The following is a 16,779-nucleotide window of genomic DNA, read 5'->3' on the forward strand; positions in this document are numbered from 1 at the left end:
TAAATATGGATACACGGTCATCTTACCATGGGTGACCGTTCCAAACAAGGAGAGTTGATATCATGGCAAACTCACATTCGGCTTACTCAGTCGATTTAAGTCAACAAAACACTGAAACGAAGGTGCTACCAGCCAACGTTTACAATCCTGCCGCTCTTGAAATCAGAGGTAGCTTCGGGAGTATTCAAATCGCCGCATCCGAAGGGCAACTTGCTGAGATTGAATATGCCATCAAGCAACACCTCGACAGCATTAAGTATCCGCAGCCGGTTCCTCCGGTTCAAGAGGAGGCGACGGCATGAAAGAGCTGATCCTTGTATCCCTGACCCTTCGTAACTTCAAAGGCATTCGGGATTTCGTGCTTGAGACTGGTAGTTCCAGCGTGTCCGTGTTTGGTGACAATGCCACTGGCAAAACAACGTTGTTCGACGGATTCGTGTGGGATTTGTTCGGTAAAGACAGCCAAAACCGCACAGACTTTGAAATCAAAGGCCTGGACGAGGATGGCAAGGTCGCTGAACACGGTCTGCAACATGAAGTTGAAGCTGTTCTGATGGTTGATCGTCGCCGTCGTTCCTTTAAGAAGGTGTTCTCTGAGAAATGGACGCGTAAGCGTGGACAGGCTACTGCCGAATTTGGGGGTCACACTACAGATTATTACGTGGATGGCGTACCAGTTAAGCAAGGGCAGTACAAAGCTGAGGTAGATGCTCTGATCAGCGAGGACATTTTCAAACTGCTGACAAGTCCTTCTTACTTTAACGAAATTCTTAAACCGGATGCACGTCGTAAAGTACTGATGGAAGTATGCGGTGAAATGACGGATGAAGAGATCATTACAGGAAATAAGCAACTTGCACCGCTGACTGACATTCTTGGTGATCGGAGCCTTGAAGATCACCGTAAGGTGATTGCAGCCCGTCGAACCGTGATCAATAAGGAGCTGGATAAAATCCCTGTCCGCATCGATGAAGCACGTCGAAGCATGCCAGATGTGTCCGACCTGGACCCTGAGTTACTGCAGGAAGACATTGAGACGATGCGAGGTAGGGTGGACGCTAAGACAGCCGAACTCCAACGGATTCAATCCGGCGGTGAGTTATCGGCCAAAGAACTCCGCTTACGGGAGATCAAAGCTGAGCTAACGGACATTAAGCAACGTGTCCAGGCTGATGGTTTACAAGCAGTTGATGGACAACGCAGATGGGTTATGCAACTGAAAAGCGAGGCATCTGATTTACAATCTCGCATTTCTGCCGGACAACGTGAAGTTGAACAATACAAAGGACAAGTAAGCCGTGCTGAAAGCCAGGCTTCACGGTTACGTGAGGAATGGCATGCTGCTAATGGATTGGAGTTTCCTGTTCATGAGCACGAACACGACGAGAATTGCCCATCTTGCGGACAATCACTCCCTGCGGATCAAGTTCAAGCTGCTAAAGACAAAGCCTTGTCAGATTTTAACTTAGATAAGTCCAAGCGCCTTGAGCGGATCTCCGCTGACGGTAAAGCGGCAGCCAATGAAGTTACTAAGCTGAAGCATTCCATGTTTGATGTGGAAGAAAGCATCAACAGTTTCCAAGAACAATTGATAGCCAAACAAAGCGAAATTACCAATGCAGAATCGACCTTGCAAAGCTTGCAATCGAACATTGCTGATCCAGCTGAGAATGCAGAGTACCAGGCGAAACAACGCGAAGGTGAGACAGTACGTGCTGAAATCGAGAGTCTTCGTTCTTCTGCTGCTGATGCTATTGCTAAGGCTCAATCAGAGATTCGTCTCTTGCGTATCCAAGTGGACGAGCTTGAAGCAGACAAAGCGAAGCTGACGACCGTAGCAGCTACGGAAAAACGTATTGCTGAGCTGGTCGAAGAGGAACGCAAGCTCACTTCTGAATTTGAGAAATTGGAACATGAGTTATTCCTTACCGAAGAGTTCACACGGACGAAGGTTAGCATGTTGGAATCCAAGATCAATAGCAAATTCAAGCATGCACGATTCCGGTTGTTCGAAGAGCAGGTCAACGGCGGCTTGAAAGACGTTTGCAAGACGACGTACAACGGTGTTCCTTATGAGGGTGGCCTGAACAATGCAGCACGAATCAATGTTGGCTTGGACATCATCAATACGTTGGGACAGCATTACGGGTTCAGTGCTCCGATCTTCGTGGACAATGCCGAAGCCGTTACACAACTGATTGATACGGATGCCCAAGTGATTCGCTTGGTGGTATCTGAAGGTGACAAGAAGCTCCGTTTGGAGCATAACGACATCCAGGAGGCGATTTAATTGAGTACAGAAAAACAACAAGCTCCCCAGCCAGGGGAGCAAGCCATTACTAAGACAGAGCCAACACAATCTGAACGATTTATGACCAAGGTCATTTCTGAGTTTGGTTCAAGTGTTGGTGAAGTTGCCCTTACCAACTTCCAAAAGCGTCTTGCACAGAATTACTTCATTGCTTTGGATGCAGTGTTGAAGACTGCAGAAGAAAAGCGCCTGAAAAAGTCTGACCAGTATCGTGATCCTGTTCCTATGACTTGGGCGAACGTGAACATGGATAAGTTGTCACGCGATGTAGTTGCTTATGCACGGATCGGATTTGACCCAGCTCAGGCAAATCACATCAATCTGATTCCATTTAAAAATAACAATACAGGTAAGTACGATATCGGCTTCATTGAAGGGTACCGGGGCATTGAACTCAAATCAGTAAAATACGGTTTGGAAGTTCCCGACCACGTAACTGTTGAGCTGGTTTACTCAAATGATTACTTTGCACCTATTAAGAAAGATGCAAATCACCCACATGAAAGTTATGAATTTGAGATTAAAAACCCTTTTGATCGCGGGAATATCCTTGGGGGATTTTATTTTCACTCATTCATAAAAACTCCTGAGAAAAACAAGCTGGTAATGATGACGCTCAAGGAAATTGAGAAAAGAAAACCAGAAAAAGCTAGTGCCGAGTTCTGGGGAGGCGAGAAAGACAAATGGGAGAAAGGTAAAAAGGTAGGCACTGAAACGGTGGAAGGCTGGTACGACAAAATGGTTTGGAAAACTGTCTACCGTGCAGCTCATAATGATATCACCATTGACAGTCAGAAGATCGATGACGATTATCTGCGCTTGAAGCAAATCGAGAGTGACTTGTCAGAAGCAGAGGTTTCAGAGGAAGTACGAACTAATGCAAACCGTAACATCATTGACGTTACTCCACCCCATATGAATGACGTTCCTAACGAGCCATCTTCATCTGAGGAACAACGGGAAATGGACTTCGGAGCTGAAGCTCAACCAACTAACGATGGGCCAGGCTTCTGATGATCGAGATTACTTCCCTCGGCTCCAGCAGCGCGGGTAACGCCTATCGTATCACTGATGGCAAAACCCCGCTCTTGCTGGATGCAGGACTTAAATATAAGGAGATTCAACGTGCTCTTGCCTTTCAGGTATCGTCCTTAGCAGGATGCCTTGTAAGTCATGAGCATGGCGACCATAGTGTCGCTATCAAGGATCTGATCAAGGCTAGTGTGGACATTTACACCAGCGCTGGTACTGCAGATGCATTGGGGATTGACAGTCACCGTTTGCATCGCATATCTGCCCTAGAGCCATTCACAATTGGTACCTGGTCGATTCTACCGTTTGACGTTCAGCACGATGCAGCGGAGCCTTTGGGCTTCCTCTTGGCTAATACAGCAGGGGACAAGCTGCTTTTCGCAACTGATACCTATTACATCAAGCATCGGTTCAACGGTCTGACTCACATCATGATCGAGTGCAACTATTCAATCAATATACTCAATCAAAATATTGCCGCTGGCCGTGTGCCGGCGGTCATGAAACATAGATTGCTTCGTTCTCACTTCTCGCTCGAGAACGTGAAAGAGTTCATCAGAGCGAATGACATGCGTCGTGTGCAAGAGATTCACTTACTCCATCTGTCAGACAACAACAGCGACGAAGAATTGTTTAAACGGGAAATAGCAGCCCTCACAGGCAAACTGGTTTATGTAGCAGGTAGGTGATGGCATGGATGATCTAACTGGCAAGCCGCTCCTAAAGAGCATGATGGGCGAGCGGATCTGGCGGCTGTTTGATACTGACAAGGCAGCCTTCCAACGAGAGACGCTTGCATATTTCGAACGAGGTTACCCGGATTGGGAAGTCAAGCGGGTTAAAGAACCGCACGTATTCTTACAACACAGAAAGGGTCGATGATACTTGGCAATTGTGAAGCAAATATCGGTTGGGGCTTCATTCACGAAAAATCTAGGCAACTTTCAGAGTTTGAAGGTGGAGGCCACTGTCGTTATGGAGTTGCAGGACGGTGACGATCCGAATGCTGTATACGCTGAAGCGTGGGAAACAGTGCAAGCGCAAGTACGCAAAGGACTGGCTAACAAGGTTGATAAAAATAATTAACAACAGGGGATGAACGGTATGCCCGAAGGCAGTTACCCGTTTCCGATTTACTCCGGCATCTTGGAGCCAGAACACTACAAACGAATAGGCAACGCGATATGGCTTTTCCTCTGGTGCATCAGTTCAACTACGAAGGAGATTGAGGAAGAGGAAACTGTCTGGGGCGTTGTCCTCGGCGGTAAGCCAATGAAGCTGTCTGAGATAGCCGAGTATTTTGGAGTTAACGACAAGACAGTGAGCCGCTGGTTAAACGATCTGGAAACTAACAAGTACATTGAAGTGACCAGGGCACCAAGAGGATTAATCCTGAAGGTTCGAAATTCCAAAAAGAGATCAGACAAAAGTGTCCGATCAGTCGAAAGTGAACAGACAAAAGTGTCTGATCATACTGTCGGTGATAAGACAGATATGTCCGATCACAATCAAAGTGATAAGACAATATTGTCCGATCAGTCGGCAAGTGATCAGACAGAAATGTCCGATCACACACCAATTTTGGGTAGTGATCAGACAAATATGTCCGATCTAAAAGATATTACTACTATTACTACTACTGCTACTACTAACGAAGCATCAGATTCATGGGATGGCATTTTGAATCCTGTTCCTCCTGAGGACGATGGGATGATTGGAATATTGAATGCCTATTGCAAGATGCACAACAAACTAGATTTTCACGTTAATCAAAACGAACGTTCAGCCATGGGTAAGATGGTCGCCGGAGGTACGCCTAACCCTTTTACCATCCGAACTATGGCAAGCCTACTTGAGGCAAAACGTCAACGTGAGGGAAACACATTCAAGCTTCCAAAGAGCTTTTTGTACTATGTCGAAGGTATCGAGGAGGCTTGGAAAGTCCATCAAGCAACGGAACAACAGCAGCCATTTAAACCTGCTTTGGTACCGAACGCACAAGCCCCAGCGGCTACTCAGCCGCGCAGATTAAGCCGTCAGCAGCAAGAACTTGCAGACTTAAGACGGCGAGCGGAGGAGGAACGTAAGCGTGGATAGAGCTGAAATTTTTGACTTGTTAATCGAGATCAAGGAGAACTACCCCAATTTCGATGTGAGTGAAGAGAATGTGGATCGCCACATGAAGTATCTGCATGATTTCTCGTTTGAAGCAGCTCAGCAAAACCTTCAGGAGCATGTAAGGACGGGGAAGTGGCCACCTAATATTGCTGAGATCCGCGGCAATTTAGGAGACCAGGAAGCTCGGAAACGTGAGCTAGAAGCAACTAGGGCTTATCTGGATCAACGAGAAGCAAATCGGGCAAAGGCAACGTTACCGCCTCCCGGATGGAAGGATGGTTTACTTGCAAAACTTCGGAGCGATTGAAGACAGGCTGCCGATTAGCATCGAATTTGAACAAGCTGCTCTTGGTGCATTAATACTCAAAGCGGATGAAGCATTGGAACATTTTGAGCTACTTACACCGGATGCATTTTATGACAAGGCCAATCGCCTGATTTATAAGACTATCTCTGAACTGGCAGATGCCCAGCAGCCGATTGATCTGACGACGGTAACCGCCCGTCTGAAGGAGAAAGGTGAGTTAGAGGACGTTGGAAATGTAAGTTACCTGGCTAAACTCGCTCATGGCGTTCCAACCGCTGCGAATGCAGGTTACTACTTCGAACAGTTAAAGGATCTGGCAATCACCCGTGAGTTTATTCAAACCAGCATGTTGCAAGTCGAACAAGCAATAGCTGGCACGAAGGTTCCACAGTTACTTGCCAGTGCCCAGCAGTCACACAACAAGATTGCCGATCGTGCTGCACCAAAACAAGATTTCAAGCCAATCAAGGACGTGCTCATGCGGTTCGTGGATGACGTGGAGACGCGGGTATACAACGTCAAGAACGGTATCGTCAACGGGTTGCACACTGGATTCATTGATTTGGATAGCATCACAGGTGGATTGCAACGTAGTGACCTTATTATCGTCGCGGCACGGCCATCCGTAGGTAAGACGGCTTTTGCACTGAACATCACGCAAAATGTCGCTAAGAATACGAAAGATGCAGTGGCACTTTTCAGCTTGGAAATGTCTGATGGGCAGTTCGCTCAACGACTTGTCAGTTCAGAAGGAAATGTCGATGCCAGTTCGATTCGGATGGGTGACATACAAGATGAAGACTGGATCAAAATGACCACAGCTATTGGTACCTTGGCTGAAACGAATATCTACGTGGACGATTCGGCAGGGATCACCATCCAGGACATATGTTCCAAGTGTCGCCGCTTGAAGAAGGAAAAAGGCTTAGCAATGATCATGATCGATTATCTGCAGCTGATCGAAGTTGCTGGAGGTAAAGGTAAGTCGGGTGAGAATCGTCAACAAGAGGTTTCGTTCATCAGTCGGACATTGAAGCACTTGGCGCGTGAATTGGATGTTCCCATTGTCGCACTTTCACAACTCAGTCGGGCAGTCGAGCAACGCCAGGACAAGCGTCCAATGATGAGTGACTTGCGGGAATCCGGATCCATTGAGCAAGATGCCGACATTGTAGCGTTCTTGTACCGGGACGACTACTACAACCAGGAAACCGAGAAGAAGAATATCATCGAGATCATCATTGGTAAGCAGCGTAATGGACCGGTAGGTACGGTGGAGCTGGTGTTCTTGAAGAACTTTAATAAATTCGTTAACTATAACCGAACACATAACGATTCATACGGGCCAACACCGCCAGAACCGCCTAAAAATATCGAACAACGCCAATAGGCGTAGGGAGGAACGGATATGAAACAGGGAAAAAAGCCGACAAAGCGGCAAAAAATGGAGATTAAAGCAAACGGCTTGAGTATGGATAACTGGCTTGTTGAACGTGATACACCAAGCATGATGATTATTGTTCACCGGGAATCCGGAAATTCTCGAACCATTCGGCGAGGAGCCTGATGGGTAGCCCTTGGACGCGATGGAGCGTCTACGAATACATGAAACATCGATTCGTCCGAACTGGTCATGTTCCCAATGTAGATGAGCTGCGGACTGAATTTACGGGGATTGATCAAACTGAGCTCCATGAGGGGATCGCTGAGTTTGAGACAATCGTCGGTGATTGGTCAGAAGTGGAGGTACAGCATGCAACAACGAAAACCAATTGATCCATTCTTTCAAAGCAAGATTAAGTACGACGTGGTTGGTGAACAGGGGCAGCTCATTGGTGAAGTTTTCTTGCTTAGTCGGGATATGTTGCCTACCAAGCAACCTGATCGGAAGGAGCTGATCACCAAATGATTGCTTTCACGGTTTATGGGGAGCCAGTTGCTCAAGGGAGACCGCGAGCATCTACGCAAGGTGGCTTTGTTCGAATGTACGATCCAAAGAAGTCCAAAGATTACAAGGATTATGTTCGATTGGCTGCTGCTGAGCATGCACCCGGTGCACTGCTCGAAGGACCACTTGGAATGGTGTTGACAGTGTACCGATCAACACCGAAATCCTTCAGCAAGAAGAAGGCAGCGTTGGCTGAATTCGGAGAGATCCGCCCGATCAGCAAGCCTGACGTGGACAACTACCTGAAGGGCGTGAAGGACGCACTCAAAGGCGTTATTTGGAAAGATGATAGCCAGGTTGTTGAAGTCTTTGCTCAGAAGCGATACAGCGCCAGACCGCGCATTGAAGTGAAAATCAAACAGTATTCACAATTATAAAATTCGAGGGGATGAACGAATATGACAAACGAAATGGTGAAATTTACGGCAGAAGTAGCAAAGGGTATCAGCGTAGGAACGAAGGATGTAACGATTAAGTTGCTTATTCCTCTTGCTGCAGTTGAGTCCAGACTTTCTTCCTTGGCTAAGCTTCAGGAAAAAGAAGTGATGGTATACCTCGGAGATCCGCAAGGCTCATTCGACTTCGACGATGAAGATCAAGATCCAATGTACCGGACTTATGAAGGTGGTCGCCGTGTAACAACCGATTCATCAGGTGTGGTAACGAGAATTGAAGGATCTGAGGAAGAGAAGGACGAGAACCAGGCGGAATTGATTGATGGTGAAGGCAACCCTGTTCAGCAGCAGGAGCCAACTGAAAGCGATGAGGAAACGGAAAATGACGATGGACAGCCTACTGTTACGCCAACAGGTGAAGAAGATCCAGGTACAGATAAAGACGATCCATATGGTGATAACGACGATATTCCGGACTGGATGAGACAGAGCGGTGATGGTCAACCCAAATCAGTGGAAATGGACTTCTCAACTGATAATTCCACAGGCGATCAGAATCCATCCGATCAAGATACACCTTCGGGTGGTACAGAAGGGGCTCCTGATGAATCTTCCAAGGATGCGCTTGAACAGTACATCATCACTCAGCGGCCATCCTTCCCTGACATGCCGCTTGATTTCCCGGATCTCTTCCAACAGAAGCGTGATCAAGGCGTCACATGGCGTGAAATTGCCAATAGCGTTGGCATGACGTCCGGTCAATTGAGTAGCAAGCTTACGAAGTATAAAGAACGTGTTAAGGAAGCAATGGCTGCTAACGGAGTAGCATAAACATCATTCATATAGCAACTACCCCGGTCAAACATTTGACCGGGGAATAATTGACTATTTTCAGGAGTAAAAACTATAGAGCTGATCAAGGCTAATTTCTATTTTTGATTTTTTTAGCCTACTGATTCTTTTGTTAAATAACGTATCGATTAAAAGCTTTTTCTCTACAAATATAGCATGATGCAGCTTTTTGTGACATGTACTACAAAGTGAAATAATATTAGCTTCCACATCTAAGCTAACTGGTACAATGTCTTGAAATCCCATAGGGACAAGATGGTGTGCCTCTACGTAATTTTTACCTGTTTTAAAAGAAGTGAACTCTTTGTGATTGGAATTGAATTCACATAGGTTATTGGCAAGTTCGATAGCATTGCGTGCCACAATAGGATCTCTTGAATACTTAAACTTACTATTGCTCAATACTTTATTTTGTTTAGGTTTGGGAGCATCAATTATTACTAGGTTTTCTGGCACTTTAACATTAGCGATTTCTTTTTGATAGCTAGGGTCATCGGCTTCTTCATCGATATCGCTGTAGGAAAGAAATCTCATTTTAAGTTCGAAGGGATTCTCTGTTCTATAAAACTCTATATACTCAGCATCATCTTCAGGAACTATTACAAAAGGTTTTTCTTTACCAGCTAAAGTCTGATTTTTACGTTCAGCAAGTATATATCTATAGCTATGAGAGAAGGAATCTTTTAAGAGGTTTAAGAGATCGTGCTTTGAATCATATCTTATCTGGTATGTATCGTTTGTTCTTGATTTAATCAAAGATTTTTGTAGTGATACAGGAAAGATTTTTTCCTGATACAAGAGGTTAATTCTGTTTCTATTTAGTTTACCATGAGGATCCGGTTGACTAGACATTAGAAACGATTCGTGAAAATCAATGGGTACAGTGCTCCCCCATTGAAAGATACTCCAATCAACTTTTTTTCTTCCTACTAGATTTGGAGCATTAGGTCTTGTCCAGCTAGTTTCTTTTACCAGAAATATCATTCCAATCTGAATAGTTTTTGACTCTCCCCCGCAAGCTTGCCGGCACGACGGGGGACACATCGAATAAACTCACCAAAATTATACCACGGGTGAGGGGATCATAATGGGGAAAAGACGAAAAAACAACTTACAACTGACGTTTAACATACTGCCGATTGACGAGAAAGCTACCCGCCGCGCTGTGGAGGAATATTTGGAAACCGTTCGGCAGTACCGGCAGATCGGTTTCACACGCAGAGAGGCAGCGATCACGCAGGCGTATGTTTATAGAGAGCACCAATCTACAAATGCTATCAGCAAACAAACAGAAATTATTGCTGTTTACAACGTAGATAAGGAAACGGAACTGAAGGAAAAAGATCGTTTGCTCAGGTTGGCCATGGAAAGGCTATCGTCTATTCAGCGTGAGGTAATACAACGGAGTTATCTGGACAATGAAGGTGAGTTTGATTACATCAGTTGTGGAGAAATGGGGCTAAGCGATAGAACATATAGAAGAATTAAAAATGAAGCGATAAACATTTTATCCTTTGCTCTGGATCTAACAGTTTCACATAATGAAGTAATTTTAGTAGAGTAGTCGATGATATTTTCGGCTACTTTTTTTAATGATATTATAAGTTGAGGAGAGGTGGAGGATGAATTCAAAAGGGAATTTTATAGAAGTTTATGCAACCTATAGCGATATTTTTGGTGAGAAATTTGATAAAGACAAGTTAATCAGTATGATATATGACCTTCCACTCGGAGGAGTGATTAACATTTTATCAATGCTCAATGCTCGTGAACGTAGTGATACAGAAATAAGAGCTCGTTTTTATTCTTTCTTAAAAAATAGTCCAAATGCAGATTATATAATTCAGGGGTTAGAAGGAAGAACATTGTATACTTCCCAAGGGCTACTTTCTATTTGGAAATGGTTACTCACATATGGTGATTTCAATAAAATGAACGAGTGGGTGGATCCTGATCAGGGTATTTTTATTGTCCTATATCTTCATCTAATCCTTGGTGACTATCTTTATTCAAGTGAAAGTGAAGAGAATGATGATGCAATTATCTACGAGTTGTTCAGTAACTTGAACTTTAATTCCCAATTAGATGTGTACTCGGCTTTTGGACGTGCATGTGTTATATATGATGAGATTGCTAAAGATACGAGTAATTTCAGCACTAATGAATACATGGATATCAATTTGGCCTTCGAAAATAAATATGGATACAGTATTAAAGAATATCTAGCTTGCTTGTTTTCTATAGTTGCAACGTTTGATGTAGCAAAACAGAAAATTCAGAGTAGTGGCGCGAGAGATATTAACTATTTTAAACAATTTTCGAATAATGTTAGAATCGATGAGATTATGGAACAACTATCAGTAAATATAAATAATGCTAGAGAATGGTCTATTAAAAATGTTGAGAATAGTTGGAATTTTCAGCTTTTTAAAGAAAAACCTTTGATTAAATTAAACAACGGATTTTACTTACCATTCAGTCTCAGATTTCTTCATGAACAGGTTTACTCTCAACTTTTCTTTAAAATCAGAGAATGTTTTCCAAAAGATGATGGACAAATAATTAGTTTTATAGGGAGGTGTTTTGAAAAATATGTTGAGATCATAACTGAAGAAGCTTTAAAAGTTTCTAATATTAAATATGAAACTATACCAGAGTTTCGGTTTAAGAATGATAGATCCCCCGATTTCATGGTTCGGTTAGGTGGGAAGTTACTAGCAGTTGAAGCTAAAAATAGAAGATTAAAACTGGACTCTATAATAAATAGAAATCAAGAAACAATAGATTCTGATGTGAAGAATATGATCGAAGAACCGATAATGCAATTGCACAAATGTTTGAAAAAACTATTTGAACGCAAACATCAATCTGTAGTGGGTGTTGACGAAATCTACCTTGTAGTTGTAACACAAGGGTCTATATCCACACTTCCGAATTTTATGAAAGATATTGAAAATCATGTTTTTGGAGAATTTGAAATTCCAGTAAAGGCTATCTATCATTTTGATATTGAAGAGTATGAATATTTGTTAGGAATAGTTGGAAAAAAAGGTGCTAAACCGATATTTAGAATTCTTAATGATAAGACTAATTTGGCTCCATATGTATCATTTAAGAACTATTTGTACATGAAATCTTATATCAATAAGCGATTAGCCTTTATTGGAGATAAATTTAAGCATTACACTAATATTTTTGAGAACATGCTAACAGGGAAGACTGGAGACAGTGGCCGTTAAATAACCTTAATTTGTCCGTTAGTTGGCCCAGTACTGTACTTTTAATGTTGTATATTGGTAATGTGGAAATCGAGCGAGAATGAAACGCACGGCTGCACAATGCGGCATTAGACCGGGGCGTTCCTCTTCTCGCCTTTTCTATTTCAATTAATTGGAGGTACTATATATGAAACCATCAATTGGACGCATCGTTCATTATAAGGATACTGAAGGTAAGACACTTGCCGCCATGGTCGTCCACGTCAATCCAGACACTGAAGGAATGGTTAATTTGACCGTGTGGAATGAGTTTGGTAAGCAGTTCAATACGTTGAACGTCCATCAAGGAGACGGAGCAAAGCAGTGGAACTTGCCGCCACGCGTTTAATCATTTCGTTGATTTTAACGATATGATCATGTCGAGGTAGTGCTCGATTTGATATGTAGGAATGGAGTATGGATTTAGAAGGGAGGAGTGGGCTGGTGGATACTACTATTGATAAAGAACTTCAAGAAACGGCAATCGTATTTCTAAAGTGGGCTAGGAACAAGCTTGAGAATGAGTCGGTCGATATAGACACTATGAATTTGGTTCCTCAGATTGCAGGAGTGGCATGCACCATGATTACGAACATGAAAGATCAAGGAGCCACTGAGAGCCTTGAACAATTCGTTCAGAAGCTCCAGCAGCCAGGCGGAAAACTAGCATTAAAAGAGATTCTCAGTAATACTATTTCTGATTCTCTAAATAAGAACTGAGTTCTCTATGATAATCCTTCAAGATTTGGAGGGTCATTTCAGCTGACATTCCTAATGTTATGTTGGACATCATAACAATTTTAGTATTGGTTTCACCGAACATGGATTCCATTTCCGTATACTTTGGATTTTTCAGAGCTTCATCCAGTCTAGAAGTTAGCGAATTCGTTAATTCAGGAACTAGATTCTTTATTTTACTTTCAAAATCAAACTCAAAACTCATGCTTAATCTCTCCTCATAGGTTCAAATGGTGTGCGACAACTTCATTTTAGCAGAAAGAGGAAATAGCAGGTTGGATTATATATGAATTAGCTAGGAATCAGCAGGAAACGACGGGTTTGTTCCAGTTCATCGGGACTCACCCGTTTTCTGTTCCTTGACCCGTATTGGTAGCTTCAGTAAAATGGTCTTGTTCTTCCTCTATAGTTACAAAGCACGTATGCTTTAAAGCAAAGAGCAAAGCGTTTTTGCTGCGGACGGTACGGACGCCAATCTTGTAAAAGCGTCACACGATTTGCCAAAAGCGTCACTTTATAGCCAGTAAACGTAATTTCATTAGCCATTATCGTACATATTACAGCCAAAGTCGTTCCTTCGGGATCGGCTTTTTTTATTGGAGGAGTTCAATTGATTAGCAGCAGAAGACGTAAAAGGAAACGGGCACGACCCAATAAGCAGCCTGAGAAGTGCAGAGGTTGTGTATGGGGTAGATGGGATGGAGTGAAACAATTTTGTAGTAGACCTGTTTGTACAAAAAAATAATTTTCTGTCGCATATTGTATCATTTTGGAAACCCAGTTATTATTGTTCGGGGGAGTTGAGAAATATGAACAATAAAAGCAAGGTTCAGAATCCACTTACAATTATTGCAATCTTCGCGGGAATTGCTGAAATAGCAGGAACTGGAGTGTTGCTAGGCTTACCTTTAGAGATACAAAGTACATTTATATGGTTTGTTATGTTATTCCCAGTGGGATTGGTAACAGCATTCTTTTTGGTTTTGTTATTCAAGCACAATGTCCTTTATGCTCCAAGTGATTTTGTAGACGAGAACAATTTTATGAATCTACTTCAAAATAAAAAGGTTCAAAATGATCTCATTGAAGTTGTGGATTTGCTACAACAGATAAAAGAAAATAACACAACAAACGAGCAACTCAAAGGTGTTCTTAATGAAGTTATGCTTAAACTTGAACGTACAAAAGAAAGCAATGAAGATATTATTGATAATTTCAACGAAATAAATAAAATTAATAAATTTTTAAGTTACAGTGTCGAAAAGTCTAGTTTGGAGATTGATACAAATTTAATTGAAGTTATTAAAAGCGCTGGAAACGAAGGTATAACTAGAACGGAATTAGCAAGAAAACTTGGCCTAAGTACGGCCAGAACTTTCGCTAGGGCTTCAAAATTTGTTAATATGAAGCTTATCAGAATAGAGAATAACGTTTACTATTATAATGTGAACTGATTTTGGCACCCATCGTGGTGCTTTTTCTTTTGCTCTAATATGACGAGATACGATCAGTTTTAAGCTTGAATAGGTGAGAACGTCCGTTTGCAGGGGTCAACCATTTTAAGAGCGGAGAACAGCAACTGAGTGAGCGTACGCATGCATATGATGGTCACCCAATCGTTGAAACCAACTCAACACAAAGAAGGGGTAAGGAATTGATCCATAACATCACTTTTCAAGCTCTTATGCCGACATAATAGTATGAAGGGAGATGTCCAAAATGATTGAGCAAGATGCTGAAAAATATTTGCAATGCATGGAAGAAATCAAAGCTCGAATCGGAGTTATAGAAACGCTTGGAATCCAAAATAGCGTCACGATTTTTGAAATTGAATTCATTTATCTGCAGTTTAGAAAGATAGTCGAGCTCATAATGTTTTCTTCAATATCAGCAAATAGAGTTGAATATAAGAAACAACATCGAAGATTCAAAACTCATTGGAATGCTAAAAGGATTTTAAAGAGTATGCATGAAATTAATCCAAACTTCTATCCCCAACCAAGTAGACAGGGATATGACAGTGAAAATCAAAGGACGGCAGATCCGATTTTAGATGGTTATCTCACGAAAGATGATTTAGTTAGGTTGAATGATCAGTGTGGAGAAATATTACACGCTACGAATCCTTACAGTAGAGAAAAGAATTATAGAGCGTACTACGATGAAGTGAGTTCATGGGTACTTAAAATAGTGAATCTACTGAGTCATCACCAAGTTCAATTGATTGACAGAGACTATCAGCTATGGGTGGGTATGCAAGAAGAAATGTCTGGAAGAGCGTTTTATTCAATAATGAGATTAGAAGGAACTACTTAATAAGCGCCTGTTCTCATTTTTTATCTTGCAGAACACAAATAAGGGCAAACCGTAAATGGTCTGCCCTCTTTGCTTATTTGGATTTCATTGCTTGGATTACTGCAGTCTTATATTTGTATCGGTGAATCAAGACTAAGCAAATCCACGGGATTGTAACGGTCAATAGAGCCGTCATCATATGCGTTCACACCTTCCGTAATTTGGTCACCGTAATCATCGTTCTATGGGTAGGAATAGTTGTGATGGCCAAGACATTTTCTTTAAAACAGCCCTTTGTCATCATAAAATCAATGGAGGTAATTGAGATGAACATCAGAATCGTGCCAATCGATCAGATTAATGCAGCTGCCTACAACCCTCGGGTTGATTTACAGCCAGGCGATCCTGAGTATGAGAAGCTGAAGCGTAGCATTGAGGAATTCGGCTATGTGGAGCCGATCGTCTGGAATGAACGCACAGGGAACATGGTCGGCGGTCATCAGCGGTATAAGGTAATGATTAACGAGCTTGGACACACTGAGCTGCAGGTATCTGTGGTTGATCTAGATGATCAGCAGGAACGGCTCCTGAATATTGCTCTGAATAAGGTATCAGGTGATTGGGATGAAGATGCCCTATCGCAGTTGCTTGTTGAGCTGCAACAGGAAGGTGTGGATATTTCCTTGTCCGGGTTCGACGATGTGGATCTAAAGCAAATGCTTGGTGACATCGATGTGCCGAACTTTGATGTAGGTACCGCAGAGGATCAAGGAGATCTGGGCGTATTAACTTCACGTTTGGTGACTTGTCCGCACTGCGGGGAGGAATTCGAGCATGATTGATTTAAAAGTGGATTGGGCGACTCATGCAGCCGCTAAGTTTGCCTGTGAGAACTTCCATTATAGCCGCAGCTTGCCAGCAGGGAAGTCGGTTAAAGTAGGGGCTTGGGAAGATGGTCAATTTATCGGGGTTGTCATATTCAGTCGTGGGGCGACTCAAAATATCGGTTCCCCATACGGATTGACGCAGCGCGAATGTTGTGAACTTACACGGGTTGCATTGACCAAGCATCAATCATTTGTATCGGAGATCCTTGCCAAAGCAATTCGATTCTTAAAGGAGCAATCGCCAAACGTTGAGCTGATCGTCAGTTATGCAGACGTTGAACAGAACCATCATGGCGGGATTTATCAGGCAACAAATTGGATTTACGAAGGAAAGACAGACGGAGAGCATTACTTCATCATCAAAGGGAAGAAGGTACATCCTAAGTCGATCCACAGCAAGTATGGTACAGGTAGTCAACGTATCGACTGGATCAAGAACAACTTGGATAGCAATGCTGAGTTGTATCGTACAGAGGGTAAGCACAAATACTTGATGCCGTTGAACAAGAAGATGCGGCGTAAGATTATGCTTCTTCATAAACCTTATCCCAAATAAAGAGGGAGACGCGCTAACGTCTCCCTGATCACCCAGGGTATCCCCCGGCTGAGATAGCGGCAAGCCACGCGTGGCATTCTCTC

General features: G+C 42.9%; 22 protein-coding genes. 20 read left to right on the forward strand and 2 right to left on the reverse strand.

Going from position 1 to position 16,779, the window contains the following annotated elements:
- The first annotated feature begins 62 nt into the window (after positions 1 to 62).
- From V6W81_RS09145 to V6W81_RS09205, 12 genes are all read left to right on the forward strand, one after another.
- A complete protein-coding gene (locus V6W81_RS09145) occupies positions 63 to 302 on the forward strand; it encodes a hypothetical protein (protein WP_338542758.1) in 240 nt (79 codons plus the stop codon).
- Positions 299 to 2,290: an AAA family ATPase gene (locus V6W81_RS09150; RefSeq protein WP_338542759.1), complete on the forward strand. Its 1,992-nt coding sequence runs from the start codon at positions 299 to 301 to the stop codon at positions 2,288 to 2,290. Before V6W81_RS09145 ends, V6W81_RS09150 begins: the two co-directional genes overlap by 4 nt.
- On the forward strand, positions 2,291 to 3,325 hold the full coding sequence (locus V6W81_RS09155; RefSeq protein ID WP_338542760.1) for a recombinational DNA repair protein (RecE pathway): 1,035 nt from the start codon (positions 2,291 to 2,293) through the stop codon (positions 3,323 to 3,325). It abuts the gene before it with no gap.
- Positions 3,325 to 4,032 (forward strand): MBL fold metallo-hydrolase, encoded by a 708-nt coding sequence (locus V6W81_RS09160; RefSeq protein WP_338542762.1) that lies wholly within the window; start codon positions 3,325 to 3,327, stop codon positions 4,030 to 4,032. The genes V6W81_RS09155 and V6W81_RS09160 overlap by 1 nt, the downstream gene beginning before the upstream one ends.
- 205 nt (positions 4,033 to 4,237) lie before the next feature.
- Complete coding sequence (locus tag V6W81_RS09165; RefSeq protein WP_338543976.1) at positions 4,238 to 4,429, forward strand: hypothetical protein; 192 nt, start codon at positions 4,238 to 4,240, stop codon at positions 4,427 to 4,429.
- Positions 4,430 to 4,447: 18 nt separating this feature from the next.
- A complete protein-coding gene (locus V6W81_RS09170; protein WP_430701168.1) occupies positions 4,448 to 5,440 on the forward strand; it encodes a hypothetical protein in 993 nt (330 codons plus the stop codon).
- A gap of 305 nt (positions 5,441 to 5,745) precedes the next feature.
- Positions 5,746 to 7,158 (forward strand): replicative DNA helicase, encoded by a 1,413-nt coding sequence (gene dnaB / locus V6W81_RS09180; RefSeq protein WP_338542768.1) that lies wholly within the window; start codon positions 5,746 to 5,748, stop codon positions 7,156 to 7,158.
- Between the two features lie 18 nt (positions 7,159 to 7,176).
- A complete protein-coding gene (locus V6W81_RS09185) occupies positions 7,177 to 7,335 on the forward strand; it encodes a DUF6906 family protein (RefSeq protein ID WP_338542770.1) in 159 nt (52 codons plus the stop codon).
- A 38-nt stretch (positions 7,336 to 7,373) separates the two neighbouring features.
- On the forward strand, positions 7,374 to 7,544 hold the full coding sequence (locus V6W81_RS09190; protein WP_338542771.1) for a hypothetical protein: 171 nt from the start codon (positions 7,374 to 7,376) through the stop codon (positions 7,542 to 7,544).
- A complete protein-coding gene (locus tag V6W81_RS09195; protein WP_338542773.1) occupies positions 7,522 to 7,677 on the forward strand; it encodes a hypothetical protein in 156 nt (51 codons plus the stop codon). Before V6W81_RS09190 ends, V6W81_RS09195 begins: the two co-directional genes overlap by 23 nt.
- Positions 7,674 to 8,093, forward strand: a complete 420-nt coding sequence (locus V6W81_RS09200; RefSeq protein ID WP_338542774.1) for a RusA family crossover junction endodeoxyribonuclease — start codon at positions 7,674 to 7,676, stop codon at positions 8,091 to 8,093. Before V6W81_RS09195 ends, V6W81_RS09200 begins: the two co-directional genes overlap by 4 nt.
- Before the next feature lie 21 nt (positions 8,094 to 8,114).
- Entirely contained in the window at positions 8,115 to 8,942 is an 828-nt protein-coding gene (locus V6W81_RS09205; RefSeq protein WP_338542776.1) for a hypothetical protein, read from the forward strand.
- A gap of 60 nt (positions 8,943 to 9,002) precedes the next feature.
- Here the strand turns inward: V6W81_RS09205 and V6W81_RS09210 are convergent, their stop codons facing one another.
- Complete coding sequence (locus V6W81_RS09210; protein ID WP_338542777.1) at positions 9,003 to 9,815, reverse strand: HNH endonuclease; 813 nt, start codon at positions 9,813 to 9,815, stop codon at positions 9,003 to 9,005.
- 235 nt (positions 9,816 to 10,050) lie between these two features.
- Here V6W81_RS09210 and V6W81_RS09215 point away from each other — a divergent pair, with 235 nt between their 5' ends.
- The 4 genes from V6W81_RS09215 to V6W81_RS09230 all read left to right on the forward strand — a co-directional run bounded on the left by V6W81_RS09215 (position 10,051) and on the right by V6W81_RS09230 (position 12,940).
- The gene (locus V6W81_RS09215) at positions 10,051 to 10,527 is read left to right on the forward strand and encodes an ArpU family phage packaging/lysis transcriptional regulator (protein WP_338542778.1); all 477 of its coding nucleotides are present in this window, start codon (positions 10,051 to 10,053) and stop codon (positions 10,525 to 10,527) included.
- A gap of 58 nt (positions 10,528 to 10,585) precedes the next feature.
- Positions 10,586 to 12,202, forward strand: a complete 1,617-nt coding sequence (locus tag V6W81_RS09220) for a hypothetical protein (protein WP_338542779.1) — start codon at positions 10,586 to 10,588, stop codon at positions 12,200 to 12,202.
- A gap of 166 nt (positions 12,203 to 12,368) precedes the next feature.
- Positions 12,369 to 12,569: a hypothetical protein gene (locus V6W81_RS09225; protein ID WP_338542780.1), complete on the forward strand. Its 201-nt coding sequence runs from the start codon at positions 12,369 to 12,371 to the stop codon at positions 12,567 to 12,569.
- A gap of 95 nt (positions 12,570 to 12,664) precedes the next feature.
- Entirely contained in the window at positions 12,665 to 12,940 is a 276-nt protein-coding gene (locus V6W81_RS09230) for a hypothetical protein (RefSeq protein ID WP_338542781.1), read from the forward strand.
- Here the strand turns inward: V6W81_RS09230 and V6W81_RS09235 are convergent.
- Positions 12,912 to 13,163, reverse strand: a complete 252-nt coding sequence (locus tag V6W81_RS09235; protein ID WP_338542782.1) for a hypothetical protein — start codon at positions 13,161 to 13,163, stop codon at positions 12,912 to 12,914. The two genes, V6W81_RS09230 and V6W81_RS09235, sit on opposite strands and share 29 nt — an antisense overlap.
- A gap of 604 nt (positions 13,164 to 13,767) precedes the next feature.
- Here V6W81_RS09235 and V6W81_RS09240 point away from each other — a divergent pair.
- The 4 genes from V6W81_RS09240 (at position 13,768) to V6W81_RS09255 (ending at position 16,696) form a co-directional block, all read left to right on the forward strand.
- On the forward strand, positions 13,768 to 14,412 hold the full coding sequence (locus V6W81_RS09240) for a winged helix-turn-helix domain-containing protein (protein WP_338542784.1): 645 nt from the start codon (positions 13,768 to 13,770) through the stop codon (positions 14,410 to 14,412).
- Positions 14,413 to 14,677: 265 nt separating this feature from the next.
- Positions 14,678 to 15,274, forward strand: a complete 597-nt coding sequence (locus V6W81_RS09245; protein ID WP_338542786.1) for a hypothetical protein — start codon at positions 14,678 to 14,680, stop codon at positions 15,272 to 15,274.
- A 305-nt stretch (positions 15,275 to 15,579) separates the two neighbouring features.
- A complete protein-coding gene (locus tag V6W81_RS09250; protein WP_338542788.1) occupies positions 15,580 to 16,095 on the forward strand; it encodes a ParB N-terminal domain-containing protein in 516 nt (171 codons plus the stop codon).
- Positions 16,088 to 16,696: a protein Mom gene (locus V6W81_RS09255; RefSeq protein ID WP_338542790.1), complete on the forward strand. Its 609-nt coding sequence runs from the start codon at positions 16,088 to 16,090 to the stop codon at positions 16,694 to 16,696. Before V6W81_RS09250 ends, V6W81_RS09255 begins: the two co-directional genes overlap by 8 nt.
- Positions 16,697 to 16,779: the final 83 nt, after the last annotated feature.

It is taken from the genome of Paenibacillus tundrae, assembly GCF_036884255.1.
Taxonomy (GTDB): Bacteria; Bacillota; Bacilli; order Paenibacillales; family Paenibacillaceae; genus Paenibacillus.

Bases quoted from the DNA above. Each gene is read 5' to 3' on its own strand.
- V6W81_RS09145 (WP_338542758.1), top strand. From the start codon at position 63: ATGGCAAACTCACATTCGGCTTACTCAGTCGATTTAAGTCAACAAAAC.
- V6W81_RS09150 (WP_338542759.1), top strand. From the start codon at position 299: ATGAAAGAGCTGATCCTTGTATCCCTGACCCTTCGTAACTTCAAAGGC.
- V6W81_RS09160 (WP_338542762.1), top strand. From the start codon at position 3,325: ATGATCGAGATTACTTCCCTCGGCTCCAGCAGCGCGGGTAACGCCTAT.
- V6W81_RS09170 (WP_430701168.1), top strand. From the start codon at position 4,448: ATGCCCGAAGGCAGTTACCCGTTTCCGATTTACTCCGGCATCTTGGAG.
- V6W81_RS09185 (WP_338542770.1), top strand. From the start codon at position 7,177: ATGAAACAGGGAAAAAAGCCGACAAAGCGGCAAAAAATGGAGATTAAA.
- V6W81_RS09190 (WP_338542771.1), top strand. From the start codon at position 7,374: ATGAAACATCGATTCGTCCGAACTGGTCATGTTCCCAATGTAGATGAG.
- V6W81_RS09195 (WP_338542773.1), top strand. From the start codon at position 7,522: ATGCAACAACGAAAACCAATTGATCCATTCTTTCAAAGCAAGATTAAG.
- V6W81_RS09200 (WP_338542774.1), top strand. From the start codon at position 7,674: ATGATTGCTTTCACGGTTTATGGGGAGCCAGTTGCTCAAGGGAGACCG.
- V6W81_RS09205 (WP_338542776.1), top strand. From the start codon at position 8,115: ATGACAAACGAAATGGTGAAATTTACGGCAGAAGTAGCAAAGGGTATC.
- V6W81_RS09210 (WP_338542777.1), bottom strand. From the start codon at position 9,815: ATGTCTAGTCAACCGGATCCTCATGGTAAACTAAATAGAAACAGAATT.
- V6W81_RS09215 (WP_338542778.1), top strand. From the start codon at position 10,051: ATGGGGAAAAGACGAAAAAACAACTTACAACTGACGTTTAACATACTG.
- V6W81_RS09220 (WP_338542779.1), top strand. From the start codon at position 10,586: ATGAATTCAAAAGGGAATTTTATAGAAGTTTATGCAACCTATAGCGAT.
- V6W81_RS09225 (WP_338542780.1), top strand. From the start codon at position 12,369: ATGAAACCATCAATTGGACGCATCGTTCATTATAAGGATACTGAAGGT.
- V6W81_RS09235 (WP_338542782.1), bottom strand. From the start codon at position 13,163: ATGAGTTTTGAGTTTGATTTTGAAAGTAAAATAAAGAATCTAGTTCCT.
- V6W81_RS09240 (WP_338542784.1), top strand. From the start codon at position 13,768: ATGAACAATAAAAGCAAGGTTCAGAATCCACTTACAATTATTGCAATC.
- V6W81_RS09245 (WP_338542786.1), top strand. From the start codon at position 14,678: ATGATTGAGCAAGATGCTGAAAAATATTTGCAATGCATGGAAGAAATC.
- V6W81_RS09250 (WP_338542788.1), top strand. From the start codon at position 15,580: ATGAACATCAGAATCGTGCCAATCGATCAGATTAATGCAGCTGCCTAC.
- V6W81_RS09255 (WP_338542790.1), top strand. From the start codon at position 16,088: ATGATTGATTTAAAAGTGGATTGGGCGACTCATGCAGCCGCTAAGTTT.